Genomic DNA, 17,261 nt, shown 5'->3' with positions numbered 1-17,261 from the left:
CGATCAAATGTGAATCGGCTTGCCCTGTACGGCCATGGCCGCTTCCTTGATCGCTTCCGAATGCGTCGGGTGAGCATGACAGGTGTAGGCGATATCCTCGCTGGTCGCGCCGAATTCCATCGCCTGTGTGGCCTGCTGGATCATCGTGCCCGCAACGCTGGCGATCGCCCAGACGCCCAGCACCCGGTCGCTTTCGGCCTCCGCGATGATCTTCACCAGGCCGTCGGGCTCGTGATTGGTCTTGGCGCGGCTATTGGCCATCATCGGGAATTTCCCGACCTTAATCTTGCTCTTGTCGCCGCCCATCTTCTCAATCGCCTCCTCGGTGGTGAGGCCGACACCGGCGATTTCGGGCCAGGTGTAGACGACGTTGGGGATCAGCGCGTGGTTCACGATCCCTGTCTGGCCGGCGAGGTTCTCCGCTACCGCGATGCCCTCGTCCTCGGCCTTGTGCGCCAGCATCGGGCCGGGGACGACATCGCCGATCGCCCAGACACCCTCAACCACGGTGCGGAACTCATGGTCGATCTCGATCTGGCCGCGCTTGTTGGTCTCGAGCCCGATCGCCTCGAGACCGAGGCCCTCGGTGTTGGGCCTACGCCCGATCGAAACCAGCACGCAATCGGCTTCCATCGTCTCGGGCTCGCCGCCCCCGGAGGGCTCGAGCGTGAGCGTGGCGGTCTTGCCCTTCACCGTAACTCCGGTGACCTTGCTCGACAGCTTGAAATCGATGCCCTGCTTCTTGAAAATCTTGCGTGATTCCTTGCGGATATCGCCATCCAGCCCGGGCAGGATTTCGTCGAGGAATTCCACGCAGACCACCTCGGCACCCAGCCGGCGCCAGACCGAACCCAGTTCGAGCCCGATCACACCGCCGCCGATCACGACCATCTTCTTGGGGACCTGCGCGAGTTCGAGCGCGCCGGTTGAGTCCACCACCACACCCTTGTCGTTGTCGACCTCGACACCGGGCAGCGGCGTCACGGACGAGCCGGTGGCGATGACGATATCCTTGGCGGTGACCGTTTCGTCGCCGATCTTGACGGTGTGTGCGTCCTGGAAGGTGGCGAAGCCCTTCTTCCAGTCGATCTTGTTCTTCTTGAACAGGAACTCGATCCCGCCGGTGAGCGAGGTCACCGCGTCGCGGCGCTGGGCGTGCATGGTGTCGAGGTTGAGCTTGGGGGTGACCTCCACGCCCATCGACGCCATCGTGCCGTTCGCAGCCACGTCGAAGAACTCGCTCGCGTGGAGCATCGCCTTGGAGGGGATGCAGCCGACGTTGAGGCAGGTTCCGCCCAGCGTCTCGCGGCCTTCCACGCAGGCGGTCTTGAGCCCGAGTTGCGCCGCGCGGATCGCGGCGACATAGCCGCCCGGTCCGGAGCCGATGATCAGGACGTCGTAATCGTATTTGTGGTCAGCCACCGATTTTCTCCGCGGGCAATGTCTCTGTAGAATCTGCGTTCGTTTCGCGCGTGCTTGCGGCGCAGGCATTCACGATGCCTTCCACGTTCGCAGGTGTCGCATCCTCGAGCGTGAGGTCGGGATCGGCCATGAAAGTATCCGCACTGCACTGGCAGACTTCGGAAACCCTGGCGGCCACTACACCCATATTCTGTGCCACCTGCTCGCACTGCGCAGCGACGACATTGCGAACCTCGCCTTCGACCGCCTCCCCGGCGATCTGCGTCGCCGCATCGCATCCGGAAAGCGCTCCGGCGAGCAGCAGAAGGGCCAGGGGCCTTGCCAGCCTGTCGATCATGGTTCCTGTCATATCACAGGTCGATCAGCATCCGCGTGGGATCCTCGATCGCCTCCTTGATGATCTTGAGCGCGGTTACCGCCTCGCGGCCATCGATCAGCCGGTGGTCGTAGGACAGCGCCAGATACATCATCGGGCGCACTACGATCTCGCCGTTCACCACCACCGCGCGATCCTCGATCCGGTGCAGGCCGAGCACCGCGCTCTGCGGCGGGTTGATGATCGGGGTCGACATCAGCGAACCGAACACGCCGCCGTTGGAGATGGTGAAGGTGCCGCCCTTCATATCGGCCATGGTCAGCGTGCCCTCCTTGGCGCGCGCGCCGAAATCGGCGATGTCCTTCTCGATCCGTGCGAAGCCCTTCTTGTCGGCGTCGCGGATGACCGGGACAACCAGCCCGTTGGGAGCGCTGACCGCGACCGAGATGTCGACATAGTCGTGATAGACGATCTCGTCGCCCTCGATATAGGCATTGGCCGAGGGCACATCCTTGAGCGCAAGGCAGGCGGCCTTGGCGAAGAAGCCCATAAAGCCGAGCTTTATGTCGTGCTTCTTGGCGAACATATCCTTGTACTTCGTGCGCGCCTCGATGACCGCGCTCATGTCGCAATCGTTGAAGGTGGTGAGCAGCGCGGCCTCTTCCTGCGCGCCCTTGAGGCGGCGGGCGATGGTCTGGCGCATCCGCGTCATCTTGACCCGTTCTTCGCGGCGCTCGCCGCTGTCGCCGGAACTCGCGGAAGGTGCCGAAGAGGTCTCGGCTTGCTGCGGCGCAGCATCGGCAATCGAGCCATCCTTCTTGGCCTTCGCTGCGGCAACCACGTCTTCCTTGGTCAGGCGTCCGTCCTTGCCGGTGCCGTCGATAGTCGAGGGATCGACCCCGTGTTCGAGCACTGCACGGCGCACGGCGGGGGAGAGCGTCTGAGCGCCCTCCTTCGCCTGTTCCTTGGCTGCAGCGGGTGCAGGGGCAGGCTTGGCGTCTTCGCGCTTTTCCTTGCCGTCCTCGCGCTGTTCGGAAGCACGCGCAGCTTCGTCGCCCTTGGCGGCAGGCGCGGCGCCCTCCTCGACGATCGCGAGCACTGCACCGACCTCGACCGTATCGCCCTCGGCGGCCTTCAGTTCCTTGATCACACCGGCCACCGGTGAGGGGACCTCGACCGCTACCTTGTCGGTCTCGAGGCTGACGATCGCTTCATCGACCGCCACGGCATCGCCGGGCTGCTTGAGCCATTCGCCGATGGTGCCTTCGGTGACCGATTCGCCCAGGGTCGGGACTTGGATTTCCGTAGCCATGATAGTGTTCCTCAGCCCTTCGCGGGTTTAGGGTTTGAATTGCCGTTGCGCAGCGCGGCGCCGCCATCGTTGAGACCCAGCGCCACGCCGACCAGCGAGCGCTGCTGCTCCTCGTGGCGACGGGCATAGCCGGTTGCGGGCGAAGCCGCCATTTCGCGACCGGCGTAGCCTGGACGCTTGCCCTGGTGACCGGCCTGCGTCAGCGCATCCTCGATGCGGTTCTGGACGAAGAACCAGCTGCCGTTGTTCTGCGGCTCTTCCTGGCACCAGACCACGCTTTCCAGATTGCTCATCCGCGACAATCGCAGCGCCAGCGGATCGCCGGGGAATGGATAAATCTGTTCGAGCCGGATGATCGAGACATCGTCGATCCCTTCCTCGTCGCGCTTCTCGATCAAGTCGTAGGCGACCTTGCCCGAACACAGCACCACCCGCCGGACCTTGTCGTCGGCAATCTCGAGCGGATCGGAAACGATGCGCTGGAAATGCGACTTGCCGGTGAAGCCGCCTACCGGGCTTTTGGCCATCGGATGGCGCAGCAGGCTCTTGGGGGTCATGATCACCAGCGGCTTGCGGAACGAACGCAGCATCTGCCGGCGCAGGACATGGAAATAATTCGCCGGGGTGGTGATGTTGCACACCTGAAGGTTGTCGTTCGCGCACAGCTGCAGAAAACGTTCGAGCCGGGCCGAGCTGTGCTCGGGCCCCTGACCTTCATAGCCATGCGGCAGCAGCAGCACGAGCCCGTTGGCGCGCAGCCATTTGGCTTCGCCGCTGGCGATGAACTGGTCGATGATGATCTGCGCGCCATTGGCGAAATCGCCGAATTGCGCTTCCCACATCACCAGCGTCTTGGGGTCGGCGAGCGCGAAACCGTATTCGAAACCGAGCACGCCGTATTCGGACAGGATCGAGTCATAGACCTCGAACTTGCCGTGCGGCAGCGAGGCTAGCGGGATGTATTTGCGCTCGTCGGTCTGATCGACCCAAATCGCGTGCCGCTGGCTGAAGGTACCGCGGCCCGAATCCTGGCCCGACAGTCGCACACCGAAACCTTCGGTGACGAGACTGCCAAAGGCGAGCGCCTCGGCGGTGGCCCAGTCGAAACCCTCGCCGCTGTCGAACATCGCGCGCTTGGCCTTGAGCACGCGGCCCAGCGTCTTGTGGATGGTGACATCCTCGGGGACGGTGGTGAGCGTGCGGCCGAGACTGGCGAACAGCTTGTCGGTGACCGCGGTCTCGACGTTGCGGCGCGCGGTTTCGGGATCGGCGGGCTTGTTGAGCCCGGCCCAGCGTCCACCGAACCAGTCGGCTTCGTCGGGGGTGTAGTCCTTGGCGGCGGCGAATTCCTGCTCCAGCCGGTCGCTGAATTCGCTGCACAGCTGGTCGGGGAAGCCCGGCTCGATCACGCCTTCGCGCTCCAAGCGGTCGCCGTAGATCACGCTGACCTTGGGATGCGCGCGGATGCTCTCGTACATCAGCGGCTGGGTGAAGCTGGGCTCGTCGCCCTCGTTGTGGCCGAAGCGGCGATAGCACCACATGTCGATCACGATGTCGCGCCCGAACTTGTGGCGATACTCGACCGCCAGTTTGCAGGCGAAGGTCACCGCTTCGGGATCGTCGCCATTGACGTGCAGGATCGGCGCCTGGACGCCCTTGGCAACATCGGAGGGGTAGGGCGAGGAGCGCGCGAATTTGGGGCTGGTGGTGAACCCGATCTGGTTGTTGATCACGAAGTGGATACAACCGCCGGTGTCGTAGCCGCGGATTCCCGACAGGCCGAGGCATTCCCAGACGATGCCCTGGCCCGCAAAGGCGGCGTCGCCGTGGATCAGCACCGGGAGCACCTGTTCGTGCTTGGTCAGATCGTCGCGGTTCGCCTGCTGCGCGCGCGCCTTGCCCAGCACCACGGGATTGACCGCCTCGAGATGGCTGGGGTTGGGGACGAGGCTCATATGCACCTTGATCCCGTCGAATTCGCGATCGGTGCTGGTCCCGAGATGGTACTTCACATCGCCCGAGCCGCCGACATCGTCGGGGTTGGAGCTGCCGCCCGAAAATTCGTGGAAGATGACCTTGTAGGGCTTGGCCATGACGTTCGCGAGCACGTTGAGCCGGCCGCGGTGGGCCATGCCGTAGATGATCTCGCGTACGCCGAGCTGGCCGCCGTACTTGATCACCGCCTCGAGCGCGGGGATCATCGATTCGCCGCCATCGAGGCCGAAGCGCTTGGTGCCGACGTATTTCTTGCCGAGGAACTGCTCGTATTGTTCGCCACGGATGACGGCAGCGAGGATCGCGCGCTTGCCTTCCTCGGTGAACTGGATGGTTTCTTCGGGGGTCTCGAAATGATCCTGCAGGAAGCGACGCTCCTCGGTGTCCGAGATGTGCATATATTCCAGCCCGACCTTGCCGCAATAAGTCGCGCGCAGGGTTTCGTAGAGCTTGCCGACACTGACCCATTCGAAGCCGAACACGCCGCCGACATAGACCTCGCGGTCCTCATGCCCGGCGAACTCGTGCCATTCGAGGCTCAAATCCTCGGGCTCCTCGCGGTGCGATAGTCCCAGCGGATCGAGATCGGCGGCGAGATGCCCGCGGACGCGATAGAGCCGGATCAGCAGCATGGCGCGGATCGAATCGTCCGCCGCCTGCTCGATCGCCTTGGGATCGGCCGGCTTGCCCCCCTGCTTTGACGCCTGAGCGACGGCGAGCCGCATCTGGGTGGGATCGAGCCCCTGCGTCCAGTCGTTATCGGCGCCCGATTTCTGGAACCGCCAGCGCGGATTGTCCCAGCTCGGCCCGGGCTGCGGTCCGTCCTGACCGCCCATCTCGGGAAGGAAACCGTGGTTTTCGTTACCCATGAGGGTCACCTTTCGCACCGATCGTCATGACGGCATTATAGGGGCAATGCCCGGGCGGCGCGGACGGTCCCGAAAACCGGGCCGTCCGCGCCCCGCGTCAGGCGAGTTCCTTGAGCATCGCGTCGAGCGTGGTGCCCAGCTCGCTGGGCGAGGGGGAGACGCGGATGCCCGCGGCCTCCATCGCCGCGATCTTGTCGTCGGCGCCGCCCTGACCACCCGAGACGATCGCCCCGGCATGACCCATGCGGCGGCCCGGAGGCGCGGTGCGACCGGCGATGAAACCGACCATCGGCTTGCGGCGGCCCTTGGCGGCTTCCTGCTTGATGAATTCGGCCGCTTCCTCTTCCGCGCTGCCGCCGATTTCGCCGATCATGATGATCGACTTGGTGGCATCGTCGTCGAGGAACAGGTCGAGCACGTCGATGAAATTCGTGCCGTTGACGGGATCGCCGCCGATCCCGACCGCTGTGGTCTGGCCGAGGCCGACCATGGTGGTCTGGTGGACTGCCTCATAGGTCAGCGTTCCCGAGCGGCTTACCACGCCGACCGAACCCTTCTGGAAGATCGAGCCGGGCATGATGCCGATCTTGCACTCGCCGGGCGTCAGCACGCCGGGGCAGTTGGGGCCGATCAGCCGCGACTTGGTGCCTTCGAGCGCGGCCCTGACCTTGACCATGTCGAGCACCGGGATGCCCTCGGTGATGCACACGATCAGTTCCATCTCGGCGTCGATCGCCTCGCAGATCGCGTCGGCGGCGAAGGGCGGCGGGACATAGATGCAGGTCGCGGTCGCGCCGGTCTCGGCGCGGGCTTCCTTGACGGTGTTGAAATTGGGCAGGCCGATATGCTTGGTGCCGCCTTTGCCGGGGGTCACGCCCGCAACCATCTGCGTGCCATAGGCGAGCGCCTGCTCGGTGTGGAACGTGCCGGTCTCGCCGGTCATGCCCTGCGTGATGACCTTGGTGTCTTTGTTTACAAGGATGCTCAATTCTTCTCTCCAATTTCGATGACAGCCATGCGGAAGGATGGCTTCCTCCGCGAACCGGTTGGCGTAAGGATTGCAAAGTCGGGGCCGATGCGAAAATATCTGTCGCCGTCGCTTTCTCCGGCTGGGGTGAATGCCTCGGAAAGGGCGCTCGCGAGACCCTCGAAACCTGCCCTGCGATCGAGTCCACCCATTAACATGCAGGCAGAGGGGCCTTTGTCGTTCAGCTCGGATAACATCAGAACAGGCGAAGTGCGCCCCTTGCCGTAGACCTGCAACGGCAGGACCAGTTCCTCGCCATTCGCTTCAGCTCTTCCCTTTTCCCAACCACGCGCAACGAGCACCGCGGTGTCTACGCTTTGTGGGCTTGCGGCCTCCGCGCAATCTTCGACCGCCGCAACCACTTCGCCTGCGGTTGGAGTGGGCAGTTCAGCCGAAGCGGACGCCGGAAGCGCGGCGATGGCAAAAGCCGCAAGGAGCAGGCGAAGCCTCATTTCAGGCTTGCGTCCAGCCCCTTGCAAGCCTCGAGCAATTCCTCGACCGCGTCGACGCTGACCTGGAAGCCCTTCTTGGCCTCATCCTTCAGTTCGATCTCGACGATCCGCTCGACGCCGCCGGCGCCGATTACCACCGGCACACCGACATAAAGGCCATCGACGCCGTACTGGCCGGTCAGATGCGCGGCGCAGGGGAGGACGCGCTTCTTGTCCTTGAGATAGCTCTCGGCCATCTGGATTGCGCTGGTGGCGGGGGCGTAGAAGGCCGAGCCATTACCGAGCAGCGCCACGATCTCGCCGCCACCCTTGCGGGTGCGGTCGACGATCGCGTCCATCTTCTCCTGAGTGGACCAGCCCATCTTGATGAGATCGGGAACGGGGATGCCCGCGACGGTCGAATATTCCAGGATCGGGACCATGGTGTCGCCATGCCCGCCAAGCACGAAGGCGGTGACGTCTTCCATGCTGACCTTGAATTCCTCGGCGAGGAAGTGGCGGAAGCGCGCGCTGTCGAGCACGCCCGCCATGCCGACGACCTTGTTGTGCGGCAGGCCCGAAAACTCGCGCAGCGCCCAGACCATCGCGTCGAGCGGGTTGGTGATGCAGATCACGAAAGCGTCGGGGCAGTTGTTCTTGATGCCTTCGCCGACCGCCTTCATCACCTTGAGGTTGATGCCGAGCAGATCGTCGCGGCTCATGCCGGGCTTGCGCGGCACGCCGGCGGTGACGATCACGACATCCGCGCCCGCGATATCCTTGTAGTCGCTGGTGCCCTTGAGCTGCGCGTCGAAGCCTTCGACCGGACCGGCCTGGCTGAGATCGAGCGCCTTGCCGGCTGGCATGCCCTCGGCGATGTCGAACAGGACGATGTCGCCCATTTCCTTCATCGCGGCGAGGTGGGCGAGCGTGCCGCCGATCATGCCGGCGCCGACCAGCGCGATTTTCTTGCGACCATGTGTGGTGTGGGACATGAAGATGTGCGTCCTTCTGAACTTGCGGGACGAGATCCTGCCGAACTGGCGCGCATCCGCGTCCCGCGGTGACGCAGCGCCGGGCGCGTGCCAGCGAGTTAGGCGGCGGACATGCCGATTGCAACCGTAAAACCCGGCGCCGTGGCGACTATCTTTGCGATTTATTCGCAGTTGCAATAAGGGGTTGGCCGGGTCGTTCCGCCTGGCGGAACCAGCCTGTAAAAACCCGACGTCCGTAGCGGCAAAGCGTTCCCGGAACACCGGGCGGGGCTCCGAAACCCAGACGATCGCTTCAGCCGGTCAGCGACTTCATGTCGGTATCGCGCTCCTGCGCCAGCAGCATGGCGGCAAGGTAATCGGGGACGGCGCGGCTGAAATAGAACCCCTGGCCCAGCTTGCAGCCGGCATCCCGCACCGCCTGCACCTGTTCGATCGTTTCCAGTCCCTCGGCGACGATCGTCATGTCGAGCGTGGCCGCCATCTGCGAGACCGCGCGGATGATCGCGTCGCTCTTGCGCCCGACATGCGGGCCCGAGACGAAGCTGCGATCGACCTTGATCTTCGAGAACGGCCAGTTGTGGATATAGGCGAGCGAGGAATAGCCGGTGCCGAAATCGTCGAGTGCAAACTGTACGCCCACCGCCGACAGCTCTTCGACAAACCCGCGCACCACCGGGCTGTCCTCGAGGAACAGGCTTTCGGTCACCTCGAGCTCGAGCCGTTTCGGGTCCAGCCTCGCTTCCTTGAGCGCGTTGAGGATTCCCATCGCCGCGCCCGGTGCCTTGATCTGCAGCGGAGAGAGGTTGACCGCCAGGGTGACGTCGGCGGGCCATTGCGCCGCGGCCTTGGCAGCCTGTGCGGTGATCCAGTTGCCCAGCGTGACGATGACTCCCGATTCCTCGGCCACGGGGATGAATTCGTCGGGTTTGAGCTCGCCCTTTTCAGGGTGGAACCAGCGCACCAGCGCCTCGAAGGTACGGATCTTGCCGCTCTCCAGATCGACGATCGGCTGGAAAAAGATCGACAGCTCGTCGCGCTGCAGCGCGAGCCGCAGTTCCGCCTCGATCTCGCGGCGGCGCACCAGATCGCGGGTCATCGTCGGAGCGAAGAAACAGGCCTGGTTCTTGCCGTTTGCCTTGGCGTGATAGAGCGCCAGATCGGCGGCCTTCATCAGCGCGTCGGCATCCTTGCCATCCTCGGGCAGGCAGGCGATCCCGATCGAGGCCTGCATCTCGAGCCGGTCGCCATCGAGCCGGATCGTGCGGGTGATCTCGTTCTGGATCAGCGCCGCGATCTTCTCGCAGGCGCGTTTGTCCGCGACGCGGGTACAGATGACGAATTCGTCGCCGCCGAAGCGCGCGACCGTGTTGTTTGCGGGCAGGCTCGCGCGCAGCCGGCGGCCGATTTCGGCCAGCACGCGGTCGCCGACCTGATGGCCGAGCAGGTCGTTCACTTCCTTGAAGCGATCGAGATCGATCCAGAACAGTCCCAGCGCGCCGTCCTGCGGCAGTTCGACCAGCGCCTCGACCAGCGCATGGTTGAGCCCGGCGCGATTGGCGAGGCCGGTTACCACATCGGTGCGCGCAAGGATCTGCATCCGATTGGCGAGCTCCTGGCTGCGTTCGGCCTCGGCGATGGAATCGCGCAGCACCTTGAACACGTTGAGCGTGATCGAGGACATCGCGGGGAGCAGCAGCACCATGTTGACTGCGAGCAGGAACATCGCGAGCCCGCCAAGCATGAGGCAGGCGAGCATGATCGGCGTGACCACCAGCAGCAGCTGACCCAGCGCGATAACGGGTCGCCCGGCGTTGCGGGCGCAGATCCCGATGCCGTAGCCCAGCGCATTGGCCACCATCAGCAGCTCGATGCCTGCGGGCAGTTCGAGCATCATGGTCGCCGCGGCGATCAGCCCGAGCACCAGCGAATAGGCGAAGGCACCGATTTCGTAGGCGATTTCCAAGCGGCGGGCATCGCCGCCCGCGCTGTGCGCAGGCAGGCAGAACGCCATGACCACGCGCGCGGCGGCGACCACCGTGAGCATTGCGGCAAGAATGTAGAGCAGGCGTTCGCCGCTCAGATAGGCGGCGACAAAGCTCGAGACCGCGCCATTGGCGGCGCCGATCGCGAGGCTGGTCGGCTGGGTGTAGAGCGTCCGGACAAGCAGCAGCCGGACCCGGTCGCTCAGCGCGTACGTGCCTTCCCGGTGGGGCAGGAACCGTTCGAGGTTCTGCTGTGGCCTGCTGTTCGCCATCTCGTGCCACATAGGCGCGCAGCCGTCTTTATTTGGTTAAGACCGGAGTAGACCTTTTACCCGCCGTCTGCGGGACATCCGGACAGCCGGAGCTCTGGACACGGGGCTGCGCTGCCCTGTTCCCGCTCCCCGGTTACCGGTCGAAGCGGCTCAGCCGATCAGCGTTGTCCCTGCGGTGGCACGGTCGAGCTCGGCAGCGAGGCGCCGGTCGAGCGCGCGGCAGACGCCCAGCCACCAGCGGTAGCTCTGGCTGTCGCCGGTGAAGAAGGCGCGCTCGGCGTGCTTGCGGGCCTCGCGCGCGGCGCCCAGCCCGTGCTCGCCGAAATGGCGCAGTGCGGCTTTGAGCAGCAGGTCCTGACCACCGAGCGCCTCGGTCGGATCGGCCTCGCCGCAGGGGTTGTCGTTGGCGGCGCGGCCCAGCGCCTTCCTGGCCAGCGCGCGGGCGATCGGCGAATGCGCGACCGAGCGGGCAGCGGCGAAATGGAACGACATCGGGACAAGTCTCCTGGAGGCTTGCCGATGATCTAAGCGCCTCTTCCTAAAACAATCTTCGGAAGGACGGTTTCCAAGGTGTGAACGTCCCGCCTAACGCGCCGCGGGGGCCTTGCCCGGCTCGTTGATCCACTGGCCGCTGCGGCGATACTCCGCCTTGACGCCGCTGTCGGGGAGGCGATCGTCGACCTTGGCCGGGCGTGCGGACTCGACCGGGCCGGCGCCCGGCGGTGGCGCGAAGGCTTCGCTCGGCGCGGGCGGGGTGGCGAAGCTACGCGGGGTGGAGGGGTCGGCTGCAGCCAGCACCGTGTCCTGCGCCGAGCGCGGGCGCGGCGCGGCGAAGGGCTCGCCGCCGCGATAGTTCATGGTGAAGGCATCGACCTGGCCCGCGCGGCCCTTCCAGCGATAGAAGCGATGTGCGCCGATCGAACCGATCAGGTCGAGGCTCGGCGCCCAATAGGGGTTCACCGCATGGGTGTGGTAATGCGTCGCGGTCCCGACGGGAGCGAAGACCTGCCCCGAGAGCGCCGAGAGCGCCACCGATTGTGCTGTCGCCCAGCTGGCGCGCGCGGGTTGGCGCACCAGGCTGCCATCGCAGGTGAAGGTGAACTGGCAGCCGGTGGTGCGCTCCGACCCCTGGAACACCACGCCGCAGACGCTGGCCGGATAGGCGGGATGACCCACCCGGTTCAGCACCACCTGCGCCACGGCGCGCTGGCCGTCGTAGCTCTCGCTCGCCGCCTCGTAATAGACCGCCATCGACAGGCATTGCAGCGCCCGGGCCTTGTCCACCGCCGAACCCGCCGACTGGAACGCCCGTGCGGCGAGCGCGGGATCCTTGCTCTGGGCAAAGCGGATGGTCTCGCCTTGCACCGCGGCGGGGGAGCGCAGATCGTCGAGATCGTAGGTCGGCCCCGGGGCATCGTCGAGATAGTAGAAGGCCGAGCCGGGGAAGTTGGTTTCGGCGCGTTCGAAGGGCATCGGGGTCAATTGCGCGCTCTCGTCGCTCATGCCGAAGGCGCGTGCGGTGAGATCGCCCAGACCGAGCGGCGCAGCGAGCGCGGGAACCGCGATGGCGATCGTCAGCGCGCCCACTGCCGCAAAGCGCCGGCGCAGCAGCGAGCCGCGCGCCGAGCGGCGATTGCGGCTGGCGGCGCGCAAGGCGACCCGCTCGGCCCCGAGCCGCGCTGCCTCGTCCGCATCGCGCAACGGAGCGCGCGCAGGGGCACGTCCGGCGAGCAGGGGATCGCTCCCCCGCGCCTTGCCGCTGCCTGCCGTGCCGTGCCGTTCCACCGTGGTGATTTCCTGAATGCGATCTTGCGGGTTTCTAGATAGGCCCGCGCCCTTAGCAGGCCAATCGTTTCCCTAGCACTAATTTAGCACCTCCCGCGCGCGCTCGCTGCACCCATCCCGAAATCGGACAGCTCGCTTGCGCGCGATGAAAGTCTCGACTACGGGCGATTCCGCGTCATCGGTGCCGGTTCGCCGGCCTAAGAGGGAACGGAGTTCGACACTTCGGCTGCCCCCGCAACTGTGACCGGTTAGGTGTGCCCCATCATGCCACTGCGCAAGCGGGAAGGCGGGGAACACCGGTGATCCGGGAGCCAGGAGACCTGCCCATGATGTCGTTCGGCCACGGGCGGGGAGTACCGATGGCAAACGGGTGAGCCTGCGCTTTGCGCAAGCTTCCTCCGTCATGAGCGGCGTTTCGTTCGTGATAGGGGCATACATGCGTAAATTTCTGTTTTTGCTGACGGTTGCCGCGATTCCGACTGCAATCCCTGCTGCAGTTTCAGCCCAGTCCGCGCTTCCCGCCGAGCGGGTCGAGGAGGCGGAGACCGTCGTCGCTGATACCGATGACGGGGTGGAGGCGATCACCGTCACCGCCACCGGGCTCTTCACCCGGATCGAGAACACCGGCCAGGCGGTCACCGTGATTGGTCGCGACGAGATCGAGGCGCTCCAGGGCGCCGACATCACCCGCGTCCTCGCCCGCGCACCCGGTGTCGCCTTCAGCCGCAACGGTCCGCTCGGCGCTTTCACCGGGGTACGCCTGCGCGGCGGCGAGGCCGAGCAATTGCTGGTGCTGATCGACGGGGTGCGCGTCGCCGATCCCGCGTCGCCATCGGGCGGGTTCGATTTCGGCACGCTGACCACCGGCACGATCGGCAAGATCGACCTGCTGCGTGGCTCCAACAGCACGATCTGGGGTTCGGACGCGATCGCCGGGGTGATCGATGTCTCGACCCGCGGCCGCGGCGGGTTGGCCGGCAGCGTCGAATACGGCGCCCGCGACACCTTCTCCGCCAGCGCCACCGGCGGGCTTTCCGAAGATGCCTATTTCGCCGGGCTCTCGGCCTCCTATGTCCGCAGCGACGGCTTCTCCGCCGCCGCATCGGGGACCGAGCCCGACGGGTTCGAGCAGTTTACGCTGGGCGGTTCGGCCTTCGTCGACCTGACCGACCGGCTCGAACTGTTCGCGCAGGGTCGCTATGCGGCCAGCACCATCGACATCGACGGGTTTCCCGCGCCCGCATTCGTGTTCGCCGACACCGCCGAAACGCAGGAGACGGAGCAGCTCTCGGGCGCGCTCGGGCTGGCCTATTACGGGCAGGACCTGACGCTGCGCGCCTCCTACGCGCTGGCCGACACGTCGCGCGACAATTTCGACCCGGCGCTGGGTGATGCCCCGCTGTTCACCAGCGATGGCAGCTCGCAGAACCTGTCGCTGCGCGGTGAATACCGGCTGATCGGCGGGCTGACGCTGGCTTTCGGCGGCAATCGCGAGTGGACGGAATACCGCACCGATAGCGACACCGGCGAAGACGCGACCATCACCGGCGCCTATCTCCAGGCTGGCTGGGTGCTGGGCGGGCTGGCAGCGCATATCGGTGCCCGGCTCGACGATCACGACCGCTTCGGGAGCGCCACCAGCTTCGGCGGCGATGTCAGCTATGCGCTGGGCGAAGGGTGGCGGTTGCGCGCCAGCGTGGGCGAGGGCTTCAAGGCCCCGAGCCTGTTCCAGCTCTATTCCGACTTCGGCAATCTCGACCTGCGCCCCGAAAAATCGACCAGCATGGATCTGGGGCTCGAACGCGGCACCCGCGGCTCCGGCTTTCACGCCGCGGTCACGGCGTTCCGCCGCGACAGCGAGGATCTGATTGGCTTCGACAATGCCACCTTCACCTACGCCAATATCGCCGAGGCGCGGGCGCAGGGGCTCGAAGTGGAGCTGGGCGCGGATATTGCGCCCGCGCTGCGGGTCGCCGGGGTCTACAGCCTGCTGGATGCCGAGAACCGGCTGAGCGGCAATGATCTCGCGCGCCGTCCGCGCCACAGCGCCACGCTGTTCGCCGATTGGCAGACCCCGGTGGGCGCGGTGATCGGCGCCGATCTGCGGCTGGTGGGCGACAGTTTCGACAACGCCGCCAACAGCGTCAGGCTCGAGGGCTACGAGGTCTTCGACTTGCGCGCCTCCTTCCCGCTGACCGGTGCACTGGAAGTGTTCGGCCGGGTCGAGAACGTCTTCGACGAGGAATACCAGACCGCGGCGGGTTACGGATCGCCCGGGCGGGGAGCCTTCCTCGGGGTGAGGGCGCAGATGTGATCCGGCTCGGGCTGGCGGGGGCGCTGCTGCTGGCGGGGTGCGCGGAGAGCCGCGCGCCCGAGCCTCAGGCTAACCGCCTGCCAGCGCGGCCGACCATCGTCAGCCTCAACCCCTGCAGCGATGCAGTGCTGGCGGAGGTCGCAGACCCGGCGCAACTCCTCGCGATCTCGCATTACAGCCACGATCCGCGCGCCAGCTCGATGGACGTCGGGGTGGCGCGCCGCTTCGCCGTCACCGGCGGGACGGTCGAGGAAGTGCTCGCGCTCGACCCCGATGTGGTGGTTGCCAGCCCTTTCCTCGCCCCCGCGACCCGTGCGGGGCTGGAGGACATGGGGATCGCGGTGGTCTCCTTCGGGATCGCCAGCGGGATCGAGGATAGTATCGCGCAGGTTCGCGAACTGGCGCAGCTTGCGGGAGATACGGCGGCAGGCGAACGGCTGGCGGCGCGGATTGCGGCTGCCGCTGTGCCGGTCGAGGGCGAGCGCGTTGCGACCGTGCTGTGGCAATCGGGCGGGATCGTCGCGGGCGAGGCGGCGCTGGTCACCGACCTGCTGACCCGCGCGGGGTTTACCAGCCATTCCGCCGCGCGCGGGCTGGGGCAGGCGGATTATCTCAGCCTCGAACAGGTCGCTGCCGATCCGCCCGAACTGTTGCTGGTCGCGGGCAACGAGCCCGGCCAGCACCATCCGCTGCTGGACCATCTTACCCAGACCCGGGTCGAGCCGTTCGATCCCGGTCTGGTCTATTGCGGCGGGCCGACCATCATCCGCGCGATGGAGCGGTTGCGAACCCTGCGCACCGCCATGCTCGACCGCCGCCTGGCAAAGCGAACCGCAAGCCGGTGACCCGCGCCATCACCCTGTTCGCGCTGTTGCTCGCGCTCGCTCTGCCGCTCTCGCTGCTCGCGGGCCGCGTCTGGCTCGACCCCGCAAGCACCCCGAATGCGGCACTGATCCTCGCCGAACTGCGGTTGCCGCGCTCGCTGCTCGCCATTGTGGTTGGCGGTGGGCTGGGCGCGGCGGGGGCGGCGATGCAGGGCTATCTGCGCAATCCGCTCGCTGACCCCGGCCTGTTCGGTATCGCACCCGGCGCGGCGCTGGGTGCGGTGGTGGCACTGTGGTTCGGCTACGCCGCCTCGCCGCTGCTGCTGCCGCTGTTCGCGTTGATCGGAGCGGGCGGGGCGATGGCGCTGCTGGCGGCGATCGCCGGGCGTACCGGCGGGATCGCGCTGTTCACGCTCGCCGGGCTGATGGTGGCGAGCCTCGCGGGCGCGCTTACCGCGCTGGCGATCAGCCTCGCGCCCAACGCCTTCGCGATGGGCGAGATCGTGATGTGGCTCAACGGCGCGCTGACCGACCGCGGCTGGCGCGAGGTCTGGCTTGCCGCGCCGCTGGTCGCGCTCGGCGTGGCGCTGCTGTGGCGCGCCGGGCCGGCGCTCGATGCGCTGACGCTGGGCGAGCCGGTCGCGCGTTCCCTCGGGATCGACACCACCCGCCTGCTGTGGCTGCTGGTGATCGGGGTCGGGCTGACCGTGGGCGCCAGCGTCGCGGTGGCGGGGATCATCGGCTTCGTCGGGCTGATCGTCCCGCATCTGGTGCGCCCCTTCACCGACCGCCGCCCCTCGCGGCTGATCCTGCCGAGCGCGCTGGCAGGCGCGCTGCTGGTGCTAATTGCCGACAGCATTGTGCGGGTGCTGCCGCTGGTCACCGAACTGCGGCTCGGGATCGCGCTCAGCCTGCTCGGGGCGCCGTTTTTCCTGTGGCTGTTGTTGCGCCTGCGCAGGGGGCTTCTGTGAGCACGCTGGCAGCAGAGCGGCTCACGGTCGCGAACCGTCTCGACGAAGTCTCGCTTGAACTGCGGCGCGGAGAAATCACCTCGCTCTGCGGCCCCAATGGCGCGGGCAAGTCCACCCTGCTCGAAACGCTTGCCGGGCTGATCACACCCGATGCCGGGCGGGTGCTGCTGGGCACAGACGACCTCGCGCAATTCCATTCGATAGAGCGCGCAAAACGGCTGGGCTATCTGCCGCAGAGCCCCGAGATCGCCTGGGACGTGCCGGTCCGCAGCCTGATCGAGCTGGGGCGGATGCCGCATGGCGACAAGCTAGCAGGTCCGGTCGATGCCGCGATCGCCGCGCTCGATCTGGGGGCGCTCGCCGAGCGCCGCGCGCTGTCGCTTTCGGGCGGCGAGACCGCGCGGGTGCTGCTCGCGCGGGTGCTGGCGGGGACGCCCGAATGGATCCTCGCCGACGAGCCGCTCGCCGCGCTCGATCTGGCGCACCAGTTCGCGCTGCTGCGGCATCTGCGCCGCGCGGCCGATGCCGGGACCGGGGCCGGGACCGGGGTGGTTCTGGTGCTCCACGATCTCGCGCTGGCGATGAACCATGCGGATCGCGTTGTGGTGCTCGACGGCGGCAGCGTGGTCGCCGATGGCCCGCCGCACAGCGCGCTCGCCGCGGATGTCATTGCGCGGGTCTGGAAGGTAGCCACCCGCTGGATCGGCGAGCCCGGCCGCCGCGCGCTCGTCACCGCGGACTGAGCA

General features: G+C 66.6%; 14 protein-coding genes and 1 riboswitch. Of the genes, 4 read left to right on the top strand and 10 right to left on the bottom strand.

What is annotated here, in order from left to right; genetic code table 11:
• Nucleotides 1–3: 3 nt before the first annotated feature.
• The 10 genes from lpdA to A9995_RS02040 form a co-directional block, all read right to left on the bottom strand.
• The gene (lpdA, locus tag A9995_RS02085) at nt 4–1,422 is read right to left on the bottom strand and encodes a dihydrolipoyl dehydrogenase (protein ID WP_067608445.1); all 1,419 of its coding nucleotides are present in this window, start codon (nt 1,420–1,422) and stop codon (nt 4–6) included.
• Nucleotides 1,415–1,759, bottom strand: coding sequence for a hypothetical protein (locus A9995_RS02080; protein ID WP_145916765.1), 345 nt, complete (start codon nt 1,757–1,759; stop codon nt 1,415–1,417). The genes lpdA and A9995_RS02080 overlap by 8 nt, the downstream gene beginning before the upstream one ends.
• 13 nt (nt 1,760–1,772) lie before the next feature.
• Complete coding sequence (gene odhB / locus A9995_RS02075) at nt 1,773–3,050, bottom strand: 2-oxoglutarate dehydrogenase complex dihydrolipoyllysine-residue succinyltransferase (protein WP_067608439.1); 1,278 nt, start codon at nt 3,048–3,050, stop codon at nt 1,773–1,775.
• A gap of 11 nt (nt 3,051–3,061) precedes the next feature.
• Nucleotides 3,062–5,914 (bottom strand): 2-oxoglutarate dehydrogenase E1 component, encoded by a 2,853-nt coding sequence (locus tag A9995_RS02070; protein WP_067608436.1) that lies wholly within the window; start codon nt 5,912–5,914, stop codon nt 3,062–3,064.
• 97 nt (nt 5,915–6,011) lie between these two features.
• Nucleotides 6,012–6,902 (bottom strand): succinate--CoA ligase subunit alpha, encoded by an 891-nt coding sequence (sucD, locus tag A9995_RS02065; RefSeq protein WP_067608434.1) that lies wholly within the window; start codon nt 6,900–6,902, stop codon nt 6,012–6,014.
• The gene (locus A9995_RS02060) at nt 6,899–7,393 is read right to left on the bottom strand and encodes a hypothetical protein (protein WP_067608430.1); all 495 of its coding nucleotides are present in this window, start codon (nt 7,391–7,393) and stop codon (nt 6,899–6,901) included. The genes sucD and A9995_RS02060 overlap by 4 nt, the downstream gene beginning before the upstream one ends.
• On the bottom strand, nt 7,390–8,367 hold the full coding sequence (gene mdh, locus A9995_RS02055) for a malate dehydrogenase (RefSeq protein ID WP_067608427.1): 978 nt from the start codon (nt 8,365–8,367) through the stop codon (nt 7,390–7,392). Before mdh ends, A9995_RS02060 begins: the two co-directional genes overlap by 4 nt.
• A 292-nt stretch (nt 8,368–8,659) precedes the next feature.
• Entirely contained in the window at nt 8,660–10,621 is a 1,962-nt protein-coding gene (locus A9995_RS02050; RefSeq protein ID WP_082992453.1) for a bifunctional diguanylate cyclase/phosphodiesterase, read from the bottom strand.
• A gap of 150 nt (nt 10,622–10,771) precedes the next feature.
• Nucleotides 10,772–11,113 (bottom strand): hypothetical protein, encoded by a 342-nt coding sequence (locus tag A9995_RS02045; protein WP_067608424.1) that lies wholly within the window; start codon nt 11,111–11,113, stop codon nt 10,772–10,774.
• A 93-nt stretch (nt 11,114–11,206) separates the two neighbouring features.
• On the bottom strand, nt 11,207–12,406 hold the full coding sequence (locus A9995_RS02040; protein WP_082992410.1) for a cell wall hydrolase: 1,200 nt from the start codon (nt 12,404–12,406) through the stop codon (nt 11,207–11,209).
• A 162-nt stretch (nt 12,407–12,568) separates the two neighbouring features.
• A riboswitch (cobalamin riboswitch) is annotated at nt 12,569–12,749 on the top strand.
• 93 nt (nt 12,750–12,842) lie between these two features.
• Here A9995_RS02040 and A9995_RS02035 point away from each other — a divergent pair.
• From A9995_RS02035 to A9995_RS02020, 4 genes are read left to right on the top strand one after another with little or no spacing between them, the layout of a single operon-like run.
• A complete protein-coding gene (locus A9995_RS02035) occupies nt 12,843–14,720 on the top strand; it encodes a TonB-dependent siderophore receptor (RefSeq protein WP_082992452.1) in 1,878 nt (625 codons plus the stop codon).
• Nucleotides 14,717–15,565, top strand: a complete 849-nt coding sequence (locus A9995_RS02030) for an ABC transporter substrate-binding protein (RefSeq protein ID WP_082992409.1) — start codon at nt 14,717–14,719, stop codon at nt 15,563–15,565. Before A9995_RS02035 ends, A9995_RS02030 begins: the two co-directional genes overlap by 4 nt.
• On the top strand, nt 15,562–16,515 hold the full coding sequence (locus tag A9995_RS02025) for an iron ABC transporter permease (protein WP_067608421.1): 954 nt from the start codon (nt 15,562–15,564) through the stop codon (nt 16,513–16,515). The genes A9995_RS02030 and A9995_RS02025 overlap by 4 nt, the downstream gene beginning before the upstream one ends.
• The gene (locus A9995_RS02020; RefSeq protein WP_067608418.1) at nt 16,512–17,258 is read left to right on the top strand and encodes an ABC transporter ATP-binding protein; all 747 of its coding nucleotides are present in this window, start codon (nt 16,512–16,514) and stop codon (nt 17,256–17,258) included. The genes A9995_RS02025 and A9995_RS02020 overlap by 4 nt, the downstream gene beginning before the upstream one ends.
• Nucleotides 17,259–17,261: the final 3 nt, after the last annotated feature.

It is taken from the genome of Erythrobacter sp. QSSC1-22B (assembly GCF_001678665.1).
In the GTDB taxonomy this organism is placed as follows: domain Bacteria; phylum Pseudomonadota; class Alphaproteobacteria; order Sphingomonadales; family Sphingomonadaceae; genus Qipengyuania.
The sequence above is the reverse complement of the archived record's forward strand: the minus strand, read 5'-3'. Positions and strand labels throughout refer to the sequence as shown.

Coding starts and splice junctions, on each gene's coding strand:
- A9995_RS02070 (WP_067608436.1), bottom strand. CDS start 5,914: ATGGGTAACGAAAACCACGGTTTCCTTCCCGAGATGGGCGGTCAGGAC.
- mdh (WP_067608427.1), bottom strand. CDS start 8,367: ATGTCCCACACCACACATGGTCGCAAGAAAATCGCGCTGGTCGGCGCC.
- A9995_RS02060 (WP_067608430.1), bottom strand. CDS start 7,393: ATGAGGCTTCGCCTGCTCCTTGCGGCTTTTGCCATCGCCGCGCTTCCG.
- odhB (WP_067608439.1), bottom strand. CDS start 3,050: ATGGCTACGGAAATCCAAGTCCCGACCCTGGGCGAATCGGTCACCGAA.
- A9995_RS02080 (WP_145916765.1), bottom strand. CDS start 1,759: ATGATCGACAGGCTGGCAAGGCCCCTGGCCCTTCTGCTGCTCGCCGGA.
- A9995_RS02045 (WP_067608424.1), bottom strand. CDS start 11,113: ATGTCGTTCCATTTCGCCGCTGCCCGCTCGGTCGCGCATTCGCCGATC.
- A9995_RS02050 (WP_082992453.1), bottom strand. CDS start 10,621: ATGGCGAACAGCAGGCCACAGCAGAACCTCGAACGGTTCCTGCCCCAC.
- A9995_RS02035 (WP_082992452.1), top strand. CDS start 12,843: ATGCGTAAATTTCTGTTTTTGCTGACGGTTGCCGCGATTCCGACTGCA.